We start from the raw sequence: 15,784 nt of genomic DNA, 5'->3' as shown, positions 1-15,784 counted from the left end.
ATTCTTTCACTTAGCAATCATTATTGGAGGGTCTATATGAAAAAATCATTGTTTGTCCTCATCGCGACTATACTCATGCTTTCTGCGGTACTATCCGCTTGTTCCAGCTCGAACAACGGCAACAAGCCGTCTTCCAGTGACGCTCCGGCAAGCAGCGCAGGCGCAGACGTACTTACCGAGCCAGGTACTTATCCTATTACAAAAGAGAAAGTTACACTTAAAGTCATGGTTCGCGGTAACACGCTCGTCGAGGATTTCTCGACTAACGAATTCACCAAATGGTATGAAGAAAAAACAAACGTCCATATCGAATGGGAAGTCGTTCCCGAGCAAAGCATGCAAGAGAAGCTCAACCTAGTACTTGCCAGCGAAGATTATCCAGATGTGATTTTTGGAATGAACGTGTCCCCTGCCCAAGAAATGATCTACGGCTCCCAAGGCGTATTCCTGCCCCTGAATGATCTGATCGAGAAACAGGGCACGCAAACGAAGAAGCTGTTCGCCGATCGTCCAGAGATCAAAACGGCGATTACGGCACCGGGCGGCAACATCTACTCCCTCCCGGAAATCAACGAATGCTACCATTGCACGATGAGTCAGAAAATGTGGATTTACGAGCCTTGGCTCGAGAAGTTGAACTTGAAAATGCCAACGACGACCGAGGAACTATACAACGTGCTAAAGGCCTTTAAGACGCAAGACCCTAACGGCAACAAGAAAGCGGACGAAATTCCATTGTCCATATCTCCCAAGTCTTGGAGATCGTCCATCGACTCATTTCTCATGAATTCTTTCGTCTATAATCCAATGTACGGTACGACCAAACGCTTATACGTCCAAGACGGAAAGCTTGACGTTTCCTTCACGAATCCGGAATGGAAAGAAGGCCTAAAGTACATGAACAAATTGTACTCTGAAGGTCTGATCTCACCTGAATCTTTCACGCAAGATGATAACCAACTTATCCAAATGGGCGAAAATCCAGATACCATTATTCTTGGAGCTTCCACCGGCGGACACCAAGGGGTATTCACCCAATTGCTCGGAGAGAGCGGACGTTGGAACGAGTACTCGACAGTTCCCGCATTGAAAGGTCCTTCCGGTAAGCAATACGCTCCAAATGACGCAACCAGTATGACGACCGGCTCGTTCCTCATCACAAATAAAGCGAAAAATCCTGAACTCGCGCTTCGTTGGGTGGATGGATTGTACGAATACGAGCACACGCTTCGCAGCAACTACGGCCGTCCAGGCGAAGAATGGCGCGAGGCAACTGAAGGAGAAATCGGCATTAACGGCCAAGCAGCGAAATGGTCTGAGCTGAAATCCTACGGAGAAGTACAGAACGTTAACTGGGCGCAAACAGGCCCATCCCTTCGTTCCAACGATTTCCGCCTAAGCGCGGTCAGCAAAGGCGAAGATGATCTGGAAGTAATCCTATACAACGAAACGAAAAACAACTACGAGCCATACAAAGCAACTGACCTCTTAACCGTCCCTCCATTGTTCATGACGAACGAACAAGCGACGGAAGTAGCTGATCTTTCGAAAACCGTCAATGATTACGTAGACGAGATGCTAGCTCGCTTCGTTATCGGCGACGCAGATATCGACAAGGAATGGGATACGTATTTAAAGACGCTTGAAAACATGAACCTGAAGCGATTAATTGAAGTGTACCAAGAAGCTTACGATGCACAAACCAAATAATAAGATATAAGACTAGCTCGTAGAGGATCCGTCCTATGGACGGGTCCTTCCTCAATAAACCCGCCTGTACACCCTGGCTCCTGTAGCCGTGCGTAGAGCGGTTCACTGATCACCAAGCACATAACACATAGGAGGCAATTATATATGAGTACACGCGAAGAGAGAACCCGATTATTTCTGCAAAATCGATATGGCATGTTCATTCACTGGGGATTATATTCGATTCCAGCCCGAGGGGAATGGCTGCGAGGCAACGAGAAGATGAGCATTGAACAATATCAAACTTATTTCGAAGAATTTGACGCATCTAGGTATGACCCTCGTGCTTGGGCGCGTGCGGCTAAGGCGGCTGGTCAGAAGTATGCCGTCCTTACGACAAAGCATCATGATGGTTTCTGCTTGTTCGATAGCAAGCTAACGGAATACAAGGCAACGAATACACCTGCTGGACGTGATCTCATTCGTGAATACGTCGATGCCTTCCGCGAAGAAGGAATTTCCGTCGGCCTCTATTATTCCATCATCGACTGGTACCACCCCGATTATCCGGGCTACGGCGACCGGATTCATCCGGACCGGGACAACGAAGCGATTAAAGATAAGCCGATTGATTTCGATCGTTACCTCGATTATATGCACGGCCAAGTCAAAGAGCTGCTGACGAACTACGGCAAAATCGACATTATGTGGTTTGACTTTTCCTACGACAACATGACCGGGGAGAAATGGAAAGCAACCGAACTGATTCGCATGATCCGTTCTATCCAACCTGATATTATCATTGACAACCGTCTGGGTGGAGATATCCGTGCGGCTGAGCCGGATGAATATGCAGGCGACTTCTATTCGCCAGAGCAGATCATTCCTCCAGGCGGAATTGTCGACGTGAACGGAGCTTCTATTCCATGGGAAGCTTGTATCACCTTGAATGACAACTGGGGCTACCATTCTGGAGATAATGCCTATAAATCCCCGAAACAAGTCATTCGCACGCTGGTCGAATGCGTGAGCAAGAACGGAAACCTGCTGCTTAACGTCGGTCCGGATGCCAAGGGCGAAATGACACGCGACTCGCTCGACGTCTTAGAAGAGGTAGGCGAATGGCTTCGGTTGAACGGTGATAGCATCTACGGCTGTGGCGCTTCCGAGCTGGCGAAGCCGGAGTGGGGCCGTTATACGCAGAATGGCAACAAGTTATATGCGCACGTGTTCGATCGTGGAATTGGACCTATTTATTTTGCAGGTTTAAAAGGTAAAATTAAGAAAGCACGTCTACTTCGGGATGGCTCGGAGCTTAAAGTAGAGCTGCCTTGGATGGCAGAGCAATACTCAGACATCGATAGCGGCGCGTTCATTAACTTGAAAGGCGCTATGCTTCCGGACGAGCGAAATACGGTTATTGAATTGGAGTTGATCAATTAATGGAGGATTCAGCGATTCAGGGGAAGCTAGACGAACTAACAGGAGGCGCAGAGCCTCTCGTTCTTGAATATCGGGGGGGTCAATTGGAAAATGTCCATTACGGACATGTCTGCGGCGTCAACGACACGGGTCAAATCGCTTACCGCGCGGGCAATCCCGAATGGGTGACATTCATGCGTTCGGCAGCGAAACCGATTCAGGCGATTCCGTTCTTCTTGGAAAACTTCGACGATAAGTTCGGTTTCACCGAAGTGGAGAAGGCGATCATGATGGCTTCGCATCGTGCGCTCCCTTATCACGTAGACGCACTGGAGGGCATGCTTCGCAAACTGGAGCTAAACGAACAAACACTCGTCTGTAAGCCTACCTATCCTTTGGATGCGGCTGCAAGAGACGCCCTCGTTGCGGATCATAAGCCACAGCGGAAAATCTACCACAACTGCTCGGGCAAGCATTTGGGCGTTCTTGCCTATTCAATCGGGATGGGCTTCTCTCTTGATAATTATTATGCGGCAGATCATCCTGCTCAGAAGCATATTCTACGAATTGCGGCGGAGCTGTCCGAATGTCCGGTTGAGAACATCCGCATAGGAACCGATGGTTGCGGTTTTCCAGTATTCGGGATGCCTCTAAAAAACATGGCGACATCGTTCCTGAAGCTGGCTTGTCCCGATCTGATTAGCGATGAGCATTTGCGCCAGGCCGTCGTTAAGGTTACGTCTCTAATGAATACTCATCCTCTGATGATTTCAGCGGATTATCTCATCTGTCCGAACCTGCTTATGGATGACAATATCGTCGCCAAGGGCGGAGCGAAAGGGATTTACTGCTTCGCGCTCAAGAAGGAGCGTCTTGCATTTGCCTTGAAGGTTACCGACGGCTCCGAGGATGAATGGGCAATCGCTGTTGCATCCATCCTCGAGCAGATTGGCTATAGCAATAAGGAGACGATCGCCCGTATGTATCGGATTGGATCCCCTGAAATTCTGAATGATAACGGATTGGTCATCGGTGAGAATCGCAGCGTATTTAAGCTGCGTCAGGAGTAAATACGATGAGGAATATCGACTGGAGCAACGAAGCTCAGCGTCGGCAAGAAGCGCTACTGCGCGACTTGTCGTCGCTTCTTGCTATACCTAGCGTTAAAGACCCAGATACGGCAGCGCCCGGAATGCCTCAAGGGCTTGCATCAACGCAAGCGCTATCATATGTTCTGGAACTGGCGGAACGGGAAGGACTTCGTACGTCCACCATTGATGGAATTGTCGGATATGCCGAACTTGAGGGCAATGGCATCTCTGGAGACGATTACATCGCAGTTCTGTCACACGTGGATGTCGTACCCGCAACCGGGGAATGGACTACCCCTCCCTTCCAGCCGACGATACGCGACGGAAGGCTTTACGCTCGCGGTGCTATCGACGACAAAGGTCCGACAATAGCGGCGTTGTATGGGCTGCTCATCGTGAAGGAGCTCGGATTACCGCTTCGCCACCGGGTTCGCTTAATTGTCGGAACGGACGAAGAAACCGGAATGAACTGTATGGAAGCCTACAATCGGCACGAGCTTCCGCCAGTAGCGGGTTTCACTCCAGATGCGGACTTTCCGATCGTGCACGCGGAGAAAGGACAGGTCAACTCTCGAATGACGTTGCGATTGTCGGATTTTCAACCTGATGAATTTTGCACTGGCGAGTTTCAGCTTCGTTCATTTATCTCGGGAATGGCTGCCAATATGGTACCGGATTCCGCAGAAGCAGTTATATATGGAGCTAAGGTTTGGCTCGAAAAGCTGATGCAGGATTTCAGGGAATACTGCCAGAGCAAGGGATTATCCGGAGATGCCACATCTAGCTCGCTTCCCTCAAGCGAGAGTGTAATTCTGCGGATGAGAGGTCAATCCGCCCACGGAGCGGTACCCGAATCTGGCAATAACGCGGGGTTTCGCCTGTTGGAATTTTTGTATTATCATCCATTCCATGGCGAGGGTCAGCGCTTTATACATGGCGCGGTCGAGTTGCTCGCGGGAGACACGTATGGCGAAGCGCTTGGGATTGCTTGTCGTGACGAGGTGACCGGTCCCTTAACCGTCAATATCGGATTGCTGCGTTTCGACCATCTTTCCCGTGACGCGTTCTTCCATCTGAACATCCGCTTCCCTGCATGCGGAGTTGGAGAATCCATCGTCGCGACGATCGAATCACGGATTGCGGATTATGGATTCGTGCTAACCCCTCCGACTATCAAACCTCCGCATGAGGTGCCTGCGGATCATCCTATGATTGTCGCGCTGCAAAATATATACGAAGAAGAAACCGGTCTGGAAGCCTCTCTCCGATCAACTGGCGGCGGCACTTATGCAAGTAAACTTAAAGGCTGCGTCGCGTTTGGACCGTTGTTCCCCGGAGAGCCGGACACCGCCCATCAGTTGGACGAATCGATTGCTATCGATAGCTTAATGAAAGCTACCGTTCTATATGCTAGGGCGATCTATGAGCTAGCAAACCTGGATTACCCTCCGGGGAAAGAGAGATGACACTTCCTATGGATATTACTTGGATGAAAAAAATCGATAACCACATCGCAGCAGATGTGGTTATCTACCTCACCTTTGAAGAGGACGACAGACTGCTTCCGGAGCTCGAATTCGATCTAAAGCCCTCTATGGCTTCCGCGGGAAAAGTGACAATGCTATACGGACCTCGAGGCAGCCACTCTTCCGCGCTAGTCGGACTTGGAGCCCCGGACCGTCTAGATGCAGAGCGAATTCGGCGCGCCGCAGGTAACGCTGCCCGCGCTATCGGGCGGGAAGACTTCCGCTTCGCAGCCGTAAATTTGGTTCTGGCCACTGATCGCCTAACTTTAGAAGAGATCGTAAAAGCTTGGGTGGAGGGGTGGCTTCTGGGCGGTTACGCTTTCGATAAATACAAGCAGCATCCGCAGAAAAAAACCGTCGAACAACTCCTTCTCATTTTAGGGAACAATAGCAGCGATAGTAAGCTAACGGAGGTCATCGCAAATTCACGCCTCCGCGCAGAGAGCACGATGCTTGCCAGAGACTTGTGCAACGAGCCTGCGAACATCATGACTCCAGAGTACCTTGTCGAACAAACCCGGCATCTATTCTCCGATCGTAATGTCGATCTGACAATTTATCAAGGCGATGAATTAGAACAGTACGACATGAACGGTCTATTGGCTGTTAGCCAGGGAAGCCGACAAAAGCCCGCCCTAATTGAAATTAAATATGTTTCGGATCCGTCACAGCCATTGCTCGCATTGGCAGGCAAGGGCATGACGTTCGATATGGGCGGAATGAATGTCAAGACCGGGCGGGATTTAAGCGAAGCCCGCTTCGATATGGGCGGAGCTTGTGCTATTATCGGAGCGATGGATTTCTTGATTCGCAGTGAAGCTCCCGCTAATGTCGTGGCTATCATTGCCATCGCAGATAACGTTCCTGGGTCAGGGGCGCTGCTTCCCTCCTCCATCATTCGTTATCCGAACGGCATGACCGTGCAAGTCGGTAACACCGATGCGGAAGGAAGGCTGATTCTAGCGGATGCCCTGCTGCACGCAGAACGATTAGGTGCGACAGAAATTATTGATATCGCAACGTTAACAGGCAGCGTCGGTCATGCGCTCGGGCTTAGGGTAGCCGGCGTGTGGGGCGATCGAAGCAGCTCCGAGAAATTGCGCGATCTTGGCGAATACAACGGTGAACGGGTATGGCCCATGCCGCTTGTCGACGATGATGAGGAACTGCTTTCGAGTACTTACGCGGATTTAAACAATATTAGCTCAAGCCCCTATGGAGGAGCGAGCGCTGCTGCATTATTCCTTCGAAGGTTTGTCGGAAGCGGTATCCGCTGGTGCCATATCGATATGGCGAACACCGTTCAATCCCCAGCCGACCGAGGATATGAAGTGGTAGGCGCGACGGGATTCGGCGCGCGCTTGCTCTCCGATTATGTATTACAAGCAAACAAGCTTGAAGCTGCTGACGCCTAACGTAGGTCCTGATCGAGGCCGCCGTTGACGCATTTGCGAATTTTCACCGGTCATGGGCTGTCCTCGGACACATTGGCCGATCTCCTCCGAGAGAACGGCGTACCTGAAGTTCATTTCGGTTCCACCATACGCGAGGACGGATATATAGATAATCGTTATATAATGAACTGCAACTTCTAGTGTAGCCCTTTCATTAAAGGTATGATCTCCTTTTGGGTATTGGAACCTTAGGATATCATACAATTGATGAAGGGTTATTTTTTATGAAACCTTTTGACCAGATTTATAGTTAATTACATAATCGTCAATCTTCCGTTGCTTTAAATTATTAGCTTTTTTTCATTTATAACTCGCTATTTTTGCTTCATTCAATGATAAGGTCTATTTTAGCGCTTCCTTTGTCATTGTACGAGTTGTTATTTACTTTTTACCTGCTCGCCTTTCCATTTTCCCTTTGTCCATAACAAAAAACCTCCCACATGGTTTCATGTAGAAGGTTGATTAGTTAGGTATCAGCAATCATCTAGGTATGTACCTACAACGATTTATTATAATAGCTTGTCCCAAACCCTTATGAAATAAGGAGTTTGTTTATGGCGGAGAAGGTGGGATTCGAACCCACGCACGGTTTGACCCGCCTAGCTGATTTCGAGTCAGCTCCCAGCACATATTTTTTATAGTGGTCGGATGACTATTACAATCCTTTCTGTTTTTACGTTATTTCTTTAATTCAATAATAATGTCTTCAAGTACGATTTCCTCATTACCAGTTCCGTCTCTTTCGGATATGGAACTTTCTTTTTCATCTCCATCTCTCGTCATTTCTACTGAACCATGATTCTCAGAAGTGTATATATATAAGTTCAGACGAGGCGTTATAATAAGCTTCGTTGCATTCTGGTCTACCTTTTCGAAAGTTTTACTCCAATTCATGTTATATCCTTCTCTATCACCTGATCCTCCATTCCCTTTACCTGAGTAACTATGTCCTAAGTCATCTTTAATTTCTAAATCAATATCTACCATATCCCATTTTTTTCTTACCTTCTCAGGAACCACTTGATTGTAATAAACGATAAAAGACATTGGTGTGAAAGAAATTTTTTCTAAATTCATGATTACTCCATCATGCTCTGCACTAAGGTTAACCAATTGTGTATTGCTTTCAGTTGCCTTTAACGCAAGAGCAAAATTCCAATTTCCTGTTATTTTTTCTTTGCTGTCCTGATTAGTTATACTTTCCAGATTCCATTTTAGATTTACTGTGTCTTTTTCCTTACTATTAAAGCCAGTAGAAATCTTTAAGCCCACATAATGATTTTCATCAACTTTTGAAATTTGATTACTACCTGCACTACCATCTGATCCTTTAATATCTAATAAACCAAATAGATAAGGGGCATCACCTAAATCCTGATTGCTTTCTAAAGAGTATGCTATTGTTACTGTTTCTCCGTCATAAATCGCATCATTTATCGTGATTTTAATGCCATTACTTACTTCTGTCGTGTTTATCAAAGTGGAATAATTCTTATACGCATCATAAAGCCCTGTTCTTCCTATTTCCAACAATCTAAAAATATCTACGATCAAAGGAGTGCTGTTAGCATAAGCAGGGAACTTTACTCCAAACATTGTAACCGATAGACCGACTATAATGACGGCTGCGACAACACTCTTTTTCCAGATTTTTTTCTTGGGATTAATTGATTCTTTTAATGTTCTTTTTACTTTTGCCTTCTCCAATTCATTGACTTCTATTTCTTCAAATTCATTATCAGCTATATCCATATCGTTTAATAACTCATAAATATCCTTCATAATGCATGACCTCCCGTATTACAATTCATAGCTTTGTTATAAAGCTTCTTTTTGCCCCTATAAATTCGATTATCTACCGAAGCATTGGTCAAACCGAGTTTTGCAGATATAACCTCCGTTTTAAGACCGAGAAAGAACTTCATCATAAAAATATCTCGATCCACAGGTTCTAATAGATTGATTAACTTGATGAGTTCCTTTTTATCTTCCATAATTATTAGTTCATCTTCTGCCGATTTTTCATGATTTAAATCCATAACTTCTGTGGCAAATTCTACTTTCTTACCACTCTTTCTGTAGTAATCGATAGATTTATACTTAGCAATAGCACAAATCCATTTTTTGAAGTCAGTCGAGTCTCCATGGAATTTCTTCGAATTGTTCCATATTGAAAGTAATATATCGTTAATACATTCATCTATTAATCCACCATCCTCAAGAGGGGAGAGAACTTTATAAGTTACTCCTTTTATTAATGGCAAATATCTATCAACTATAAAATCTAATGCATCTTCTTTTTGTCGCTTCAATCGATGTATAAAATTATTATCATTAGTTCTCATGTATGACCCTCCTTTTTTTGTAAAATCATTCACACTTTATATAACGTATTGAAAAACATTTTCTCTCACTTATCCTTCTACTTTATCATTATTTATCGCCTGCATAATTCTTTCTTCACCTTAATAGTGAGCCAGAACCCATATGTGGTCCATGAATTGGAACTACTATCATCGTATCGCTAAGTTTCACGCATGGGTCGCTGGCTGGATGTATGGGTGTTTTCGTAAATCACAATCATGATATGGATTTTAACTATCCCCCTACCCGCTCCAAGAACAACAAAAAGCCACCTAATCTGGTGGCTAATCTTTGAATATATTATCTACTGCTTTCTGCCTGTCTTCATCAGATGGCATACTATACTTTAAAATCATATCCGCACTTGAATAACCACTAAGACTCTGTATCACGCTAATGTCTTCTCCTGCACGTACAAGACCAGTAATGAAACTGTGGCGTGTCTTATGGGCGTTGTGTCCATTCTTCTCCATTAGATGCTGAACGCTTCTTATGCTAATACTCTCTTCTCTGTTACTTATAAATAAGACTGGGTGGCTATCTGTTCGTTCTTCAAGATACTTTTCAATTGCCCTTCTTGCTTCCACGTTGAGTGGAAGTATACGCTCCTTGTTCCCCTTGCCCAACCTAACTACCTATGATCCTTTTCGGTCGCTTACATCAACGTCTGAGCGGTCTAAAGCCACTAATTCAGACACCCTGATACCAGTCATAAGCAACGTCATCAGAATTGCATTGGTATTCCAATCCTTACGTTTATTGACGATGCTGATAACCCCTTACGTCCTGCCCCATAGTCTTGCTTAAAAGGATGACCCCCGTAGTAATCCTTTTCGTTAAAACACCAAAGCACGTATTCACGTAATAAAGACGAGGTAATCTTTCTAACAGATATTTGCCCATATCTCTCTATAGTCCACTCAATATAATACTGTATGTTAACTAAATAATCTTTCACGGTACGTTCTTTCAAATTCTTTGCACGTTTCAAGATAATAACATACTGCACTGCTTCGCCAAAAGTAAACGAAGGCAATCCAGCTTCTTTTACTTCTTTTCGCTTAACTACTTGCTTTCGTCCTCTACGTTTATCCTTTATCAAACCATTCTCCACAACAAAAAACCTCCCACAATTTGTAGGAGGTTTGAATTAGCTAGGGTATTTGAAATCATCTAGGTACTTCATGTTCATTCTAAGTAATTAACTTATGTAGCAAGAGAAATCTTATGGCGGAGAAGGTGGGATTCGAACCCACGCACGGTTTGACCCGCCTAGCTGATTTCGAGTCAGCCCCCTTGGGCCTCTTGGGTACCTCTCCGCATGTAAACGTGACACAAAAATTATTGTATCACAGCAGTTGTGCGGATGCAAGAGCTCAGCTTTAATTTGTTCCTTCCCGACCTAACTAATGACATCCTCCTCATATACACAATTTGCCGCCGATTTATCTGATTTGCTCTTCATTTTTTATATGATTTTTTACACATCCATCAACATTTTGTTTATATTGGATATAGTGCTTCTAATAATAGTTTTCAAGAAAATAGAATACTTCTTCTATACGGAGGATTACCATATGTACACTGAATTCCAAAGTCGAAGCTTTATTGGTACAAGGGACGGTGATTGGCAGGATCCTGGATTACACCACCACTCTACCTTTGAGATCAGCATTCTATTGGAAGGCCGTGGAGTCTTCGAATGTTGTGAGGGAAAACAATTTTTGGAGTCTGGCCATGTTGTACTTATTCCCCCTCATATTCCCCATTTCTTTGAAGGCCGCGGTAAAAACCGTTATGGAGTTATTCATTTAGAAGGAATACCTCCCGTAATCAATGATTTGTTAAACATGCAGATAAACGATGGTAAGCCTACTGTCTTTGCTTTATCACGTCTAGATAAGGATCGATTTGAACGTTTGTTGCGTGAGTGGCTTCGTATTAAATCTTCCCAATTAAAAGAACAAACAAGAAACTATATCGCTTGGACCGAAGTGTTAGTCCTATTTCTTCTTGAGCATTCGCAAAAAAATCAACAGGCGCTTACTATCACTAAAGCCGCGGATTACATTCGTGAAAATTTACAGCAGGGTGTGCAAATTTCTGGGATGGCCGCGCTTGCTGGTTTTTCCGAAGCTGGGTTTCGACGACTGTTCGAACAGGTTTATCATATGAGCCCTAAGAAATATCATCAGCAGTGCCGGATGACAGAAGCCAAATGGCTCTTGAGCACTTCCGATAAAGAAATAATGGAAATCGCTCATCAAATCGGATTTTCTCGGCTTCATTCTTTTTCCCAATGGTTCAAGCAGGCAGAAGGCGTCTCTCCTACAGAATGGCGCAAGAATCAGCAGCTTGGCTGATGGCCTAATGGTTGTGATGGCGATTTACGTAAATTGTTTATCGATTTTGATAAATACATACCTACCTGAATCGATTATTCTGTGTCTGTAGATCAAAAGTTAGCAGCTCGTAGTGAAATAGATTCGGGAGGGAATTCGATTATGACAGTAAGAGTCGGATTTATCGGTGTTGGCGGCATGGCTGAACATCACATTAATACGCTGAAAAAGATCGAGCATGCTCAAATTACCGCCGTATATGATATTAATCAAACCAGATCTCAAGAGGTTGCAGCAACCTATGGCGCTACGTCCTACGAAAGCAGCGATCAATTAATGGACTCAGGTGAAATCGATGCCTTGTTCATTTGCACCCCTCCTTTCGCTCGGGACGGGATTGAGGAGGCTGCGGCGCGCAGAGGCATCCATTTGCTATCTGAAAAGCCTGTCGGTTTACATATGGACGAGGTTCGCAATAAAGAGAAGCTTATTCGCGAATCAGGCATTATTCATTCTTCTGGGTATTGTCTCCGTTATCAGGATATCGTCGCCAAAGCAAAAGATTACCTGTCTAATAAACAAATCGACCTCGTTCTTTCATATCGTCTTGGCGGCATGCCGGGTGTACGCTGGTGGAGAATGCAGGAGCAATCGGGCGGTCAATTGGTTGAACAATCCACGCATCAGTTGGATTTGATTCGTTATTTAGCTGGAAACTTCAAGCAAATCCAAGCCATCCATGAACAACGTTATATTCAAAATATCGACCCTGAAGCAACCACGTATGACGTTGGTACAGTATCATTTGTTCTGAACTCAGGAGCGATTGGCAATATTACAAGCAGCTGCTTAGCAAATTATGGCGGTCGCAGCGGTGTTGAGTTCTACGGGCATGACTTCTTCCTCTCTATCGATGGTATGACGCTGCGAATCATCGATGACACTCAAAATATTACCGAAGTGTCGGAAGTTGACTTCTATTATGAGCAAGACAAAGCATTCATAGATGCTATTAGAACCAATCAACCTAGCTTAGTGTTAGCCGACTTCACCGAGGCCGCAGATACATTGGCCGTGTGCTTGGCCGCCAACGATTCTGCTGCAAGCGGAAAGCCAATTACTTTCACATAGCGAAAGGAGTGAGTGCATTGATCAAGTCTATCAATCAATGGTGCTTTAAAGATGACACGCCTATCGAACAGGTTTTAGCCATAAGTAGTGACGCGGGATATGGCGCAGTAGAACTTAATCTCTATGAACCAGGTGGTATCGGCCTTACACTAGATACTACTGCGGCAGAGGCCGAGAAAATCGGTAATCTTGCTCGTCAATATGGTCTTCAACTGCGCAGTCTGTCAACGGGACTGTTGTGGCAGTCCCCTCTCTCTTCCCCCGATGCTTCGGTACGCGAGCGCGGTCGTCGAATTGTTACGAAACAGTTGGAGCTTGCTGAGCTTCTCGGGATGGATACGGTATTAGTCGTCCCAGGGTCCGTAAACCCCGATACTCCATATGATCAATGCTACGAACGCAGCTTTCATGAATTGCAGACTCTATCTATAGAAGCAGAGAAACGCAAAACTCGAATTGGGGTCGAGAATGTGTGGAACAAATTTCTGCTTTCACCGCTGGAAATGGCACGATATGTGGATGATATTAACTCCCCATACGTCGGCGTTTACTTTGATGTAGGTAATATTTTGCTGTATGGATATCCTGAGCAATGGATTCGTATACTCGGACCCCGTATATTCAAAATTCATGTTAAAGATTTTCTAACTGGCGTTGGAAATGGTAACGGCTTTGTTTCCCTTCTTGCTGGCAACGTGAATTGGAAATCAGTCCGAGAAGCACTCCAGGACATTAAGTATACGGATACTGTGACGGCAGAGCTTGGCATATACGCAGCCAATCCCCTACAGTTGGTCTATGACACTTCTCGTCATCTCGATATCATCTTCGGTGGCGAAGCGAAATAGTAGCTCCTCCCTTAGTCATGGTTATAACTAATAAACAGCGGCATGCTCCTAACCAAGCGGTAGAAGAGCATGCCTTTCTTTATCCTAACCAGTAGATAGCACCTAACCACTTCGTGATCGACAACCTCCTCTCCCTCAAAACCCATGTGAGCTTATAGGTAATGAACCTCACTTATGCCTACTTCATGCGACAAAACAGTATAGTTCGCCTCTCCAGAGCCCCCAAATGCCTCACTCTGCCTTTTTATCATCACTCTTATCTAGATCTTCTCCATAACAATAAAACCTCCTACAAATGAATGTAGAAGGTCTAGTTAGTCAGGCAAGCCGATATTTCAATTAATACTTACCAATTGGTCGCTGTTAACATGCGTATTTATGTAATTTAACTTCAATGATGTTGTATTGCCTTATAGCCCTTCTTCTGTTGGCTTCGAACGTAGTACCTTCTTCATATTCTTCTCGAACTTAGCTCTAGGAATAAGTACACTATGCTTACAGCCCACACATTTAATTCGGATATCCATCCCCATTCTGATAACCTCCATCTCATTGGAGCCGCATGGATGCTGCTTTTTCATTTGTACAACATCGCCAAGATCAAACTGTTTTCGTTCCATCCTTCATGCCTCCCTTTTCATTGCGTTGATAGGTTACCATCCTTGGATAAGGAGCTTCAATCTCATTCAAATCTAACGCTTTTTTTATTTCTATATTCAATTTACGCGCGATAATTGCATGCGTATTCGGCCGACACTCCGCGATAACCCGCAGCATAACCCCCGTTGAAGCTATTGCTTGTACGCCAAGCACCTCTGGCGAATTTATGAGATTCTCATCCTCTATATTTAGCATCGTGTAACGAATTACTTCTAATGCACGCTCTACATCCTCTTCCAATGCAATGGAAATATCCACTACAGCCAGCGTATTATTAACGGAGAAGTTTGTTACCTCATTAATCATGCCATTCGGAATAATGTGTATTTCTCCTGTCCAGCTCTGTATTCGGGTCGTTCGCAGGCCAATCATTTCTACTGTGCCTTTAAACTGCCCGGTTTGAATAACATCCCCTACACCAAACAGATCTTCGAATACGATAAAAAAACCAGAAATAATGTCCTTAACTAAGCTTTGCGCCCCAAATCCAATTGCAAGCCCAAGCACTCCAGCCCCCGCTAGCAACGGTCCTAAGTTGATTCCAAACTCAGACAACACAAGCATAACAGCAATAAAATAGATCACGTAGGATACTACGTTTTTCAGCAGTTTTCCTACTGTTGTCATTCGTCTGGCGTGGTTAATTAATCTTTTGTCTTCACTATCTATAACAACCCGATCGATGGTTTTATGAACTATCCATACTATGACTCGAGCTATGATCAGGATCAAGAAGACGCGTATTACACCTTCTCCAAAACCTTTCCACAGGCTCTCTTCTGAAAGCCAATCAACGACTTTATTGAACTTTTCCTTGATTGACACTGGTATTCCTCCTTCATCCTATACCTATACCTATACCTATACCTATACCTATCCCTATCTCATTCTATATCTCTATGGGTTCATAACCTGCTTGAACGGGCTTGAATATCCCTCGTATCTCAACTAGCTCCTGCTGGATTACTTCCTTCACCGTTAACAGGTCTTCCTCTGGAAAATGAATCGATAGCGCACAACCCGCTGTAATCTCTTTTGGAGTTGGACAAATATCAATTTCTACTTCGGCATATTCAAGCAGCATCTCTGCCCGCAACGCTTGCTGTGTGGAGTCAAACGCGATTAACATACGTACCTCCTAAAGTTTGTGTAACAAACTTACTTCGTAAGCATAATCCTAAAGTTTGTGTAACAAATTGTTCGTAAGCTCATCGCTCAAAGTTTGTGTAACAATACTACTTTTTAAGCATACCTCTA

The 15,784-nt window shown here is 44.9% G+C and carries 15 protein-coding genes and 1 tRNA gene; 8 read left to right on the top strand and 8 right to left on the bottom strand.

Annotated elements, in window-relative coordinates; genetic code table 11:
* Positions 1-36: 36 nt before the first annotated feature.
* The 5 genes from AC0YN7_RS09895 (at position 37) to AC0YN7_RS09875 (ending at position 7,143) form a co-directional block, all read left to right on the top strand.
* Positions 37-1,710: an ABC transporter substrate-binding protein gene (locus tag AC0YN7_RS09895; protein ID WP_475809820.1), complete on the top strand. Its 1,674-nt coding sequence runs from the start codon at positions 37-39 to the stop codon at positions 1,708-1,710.
* A gap of 144 nt (positions 1,711-1,854) precedes the next feature.
* Entirely contained in the window at positions 1,855-3,132 is a 1,278-nt protein-coding gene (locus tag AC0YN7_RS09890) for an alpha-L-fucosidase (RefSeq protein ID WP_475809819.1), read from the top strand.
* Entirely contained in the window at positions 3,132-4,181 is a 1,050-nt protein-coding gene (locus tag AC0YN7_RS09885) for an asparaginase (protein ID WP_475809818.1), read from the top strand. The genes AC0YN7_RS09890 and AC0YN7_RS09885 overlap by 1 nt, the downstream gene beginning before the upstream one ends.
* A 5-nt stretch (positions 4,182-4,186) precedes the next feature.
* On the top strand, positions 4,187-5,668 hold the full coding sequence (gene pepV / locus AC0YN7_RS09880; RefSeq protein ID WP_475809817.1) for a dipeptidase PepV: 1,482 nt from the start codon (positions 4,187-4,189) through the stop codon (positions 5,666-5,668).
* Positions 5,665-7,143 carry a leucyl aminopeptidase family protein gene (locus tag AC0YN7_RS09875; protein WP_475809816.1) on the top strand — a complete coding sequence of 493 codons (1,479 nt, stop codon included), beginning with the start codon at positions 5,665-5,667 and terminating at the stop codon, positions 7,141-7,143. The genes pepV and AC0YN7_RS09875 overlap by 4 nt, the downstream gene beginning before the upstream one ends.
* Before the next feature lie 717 nt (positions 7,144-7,860).
* Here the strand turns inward: AC0YN7_RS09875 and AC0YN7_RS09870 are convergent.
* The 5 genes from AC0YN7_RS09870 to AC0YN7_RS09850 all read right to left on the bottom strand — a co-directional run bounded on the left by AC0YN7_RS09870 (position 7,861) and on the right by AC0YN7_RS09850 (position 10,865).
* Positions 7,861-8,964: a DUF4179 domain-containing protein gene (locus tag AC0YN7_RS09870; RefSeq protein ID WP_475809815.1), complete on the bottom strand. Its 1,104-nt coding sequence runs from the start codon at positions 8,962-8,964 to the stop codon at positions 7,861-7,863.
* A complete protein-coding gene (locus AC0YN7_RS09865; RefSeq protein WP_475809814.1) occupies positions 8,961-9,527 on the bottom strand; it encodes a sigma-70 family RNA polymerase sigma factor in 567 nt (188 codons plus the stop codon). The genes AC0YN7_RS09870 and AC0YN7_RS09865 overlap by 4 nt, the downstream gene beginning before the upstream one ends.
* Positions 9,528-9,830: 303 nt before the next feature.
* Complete coding sequence (locus AC0YN7_RS09860; protein WP_475809813.1) at positions 9,831-10,172, bottom strand: tyrosine-type recombinase/integrase; 342 nt, start codon at positions 10,170-10,172, stop codon at positions 9,831-9,833.
* Between the two features lie 98 nt (positions 10,173-10,270).
* Entirely contained in the window at positions 10,271-10,660 is a 390-nt protein-coding gene (locus AC0YN7_RS09855) for a hypothetical protein (RefSeq protein WP_475809812.1), read from the bottom strand.
* 114 nt (positions 10,661-10,774) lie between these two features.
* Positions 10,775-10,865, bottom strand: a tRNA-Ser gene (locus tag AC0YN7_RS09850).
* A gap of 258 nt (positions 10,866-11,123) precedes the next feature.
* On the opposite strand from AC0YN7_RS09850, the gene AC0YN7_RS09845 reads away from it, so the two are divergent.
* The 3 genes from AC0YN7_RS09845 (at position 11,124) to AC0YN7_RS09835 (ending at position 13,867) form a co-directional block, all read left to right on the top strand.
* A complete protein-coding gene (locus tag AC0YN7_RS09845; RefSeq protein WP_475809811.1) occupies positions 11,124-11,909 on the top strand; it encodes a helix-turn-helix domain-containing protein in 786 nt (261 codons plus the stop codon).
* 141 nt (positions 11,910-12,050) lie between these two features.
* A complete protein-coding gene (locus AC0YN7_RS09840) occupies positions 12,051-13,019 on the top strand; it encodes a Gfo/Idh/MocA family protein (RefSeq protein ID WP_475809810.1) in 969 nt (322 codons plus the stop codon).
* Positions 13,020-13,027: 8 nt separating this feature from the next.
* A complete protein-coding gene (locus AC0YN7_RS09835) occupies positions 13,028-13,867 on the top strand; it encodes a sugar phosphate isomerase/epimerase family protein (RefSeq protein WP_475809809.1) in 840 nt (279 codons plus the stop codon).
* 410 nt (positions 13,868-14,277) lie between these two features.
* Here the strand turns inward: AC0YN7_RS09835 and AC0YN7_RS09830 are convergent, their stop codons facing one another.
* The 3 genes from AC0YN7_RS09830 to AC0YN7_RS09820 form a co-directional block, all read right to left on the bottom strand.
* Positions 14,278-14,487, bottom strand: a complete 210-nt coding sequence (locus AC0YN7_RS09830; RefSeq protein ID WP_475809808.1) for a DUF951 domain-containing protein — start codon at positions 14,485-14,487, stop codon at positions 14,278-14,280.
* A complete protein-coding gene (locus tag AC0YN7_RS09825; RefSeq protein ID WP_475809807.1) occupies positions 14,468-15,352 on the bottom strand; it encodes a mechanosensitive ion channel family protein in 885 nt (294 codons plus the stop codon). The genes AC0YN7_RS09830 and AC0YN7_RS09825 overlap by 20 nt, the downstream gene beginning before the upstream one ends.
* Before the next feature lie 64 nt (positions 15,353-15,416).
* Positions 15,417-15,656, bottom strand: coding sequence for a putative Se/S carrier protein (locus AC0YN7_RS09820; protein WP_475809806.1), 240 nt, complete (start codon positions 15,654-15,656; stop codon positions 15,417-15,419).
* Positions 15,657-15,784: the final 128 nt, after the last annotated feature.

The sequence above is a fragment of the Paenibacillus sp. J31R122 genome (assembly GCF_056269185.1).
The sequence above is the reverse complement of the archived record's forward strand: the minus strand, read 5'-3'. Positions and strand labels throughout refer to the sequence as shown.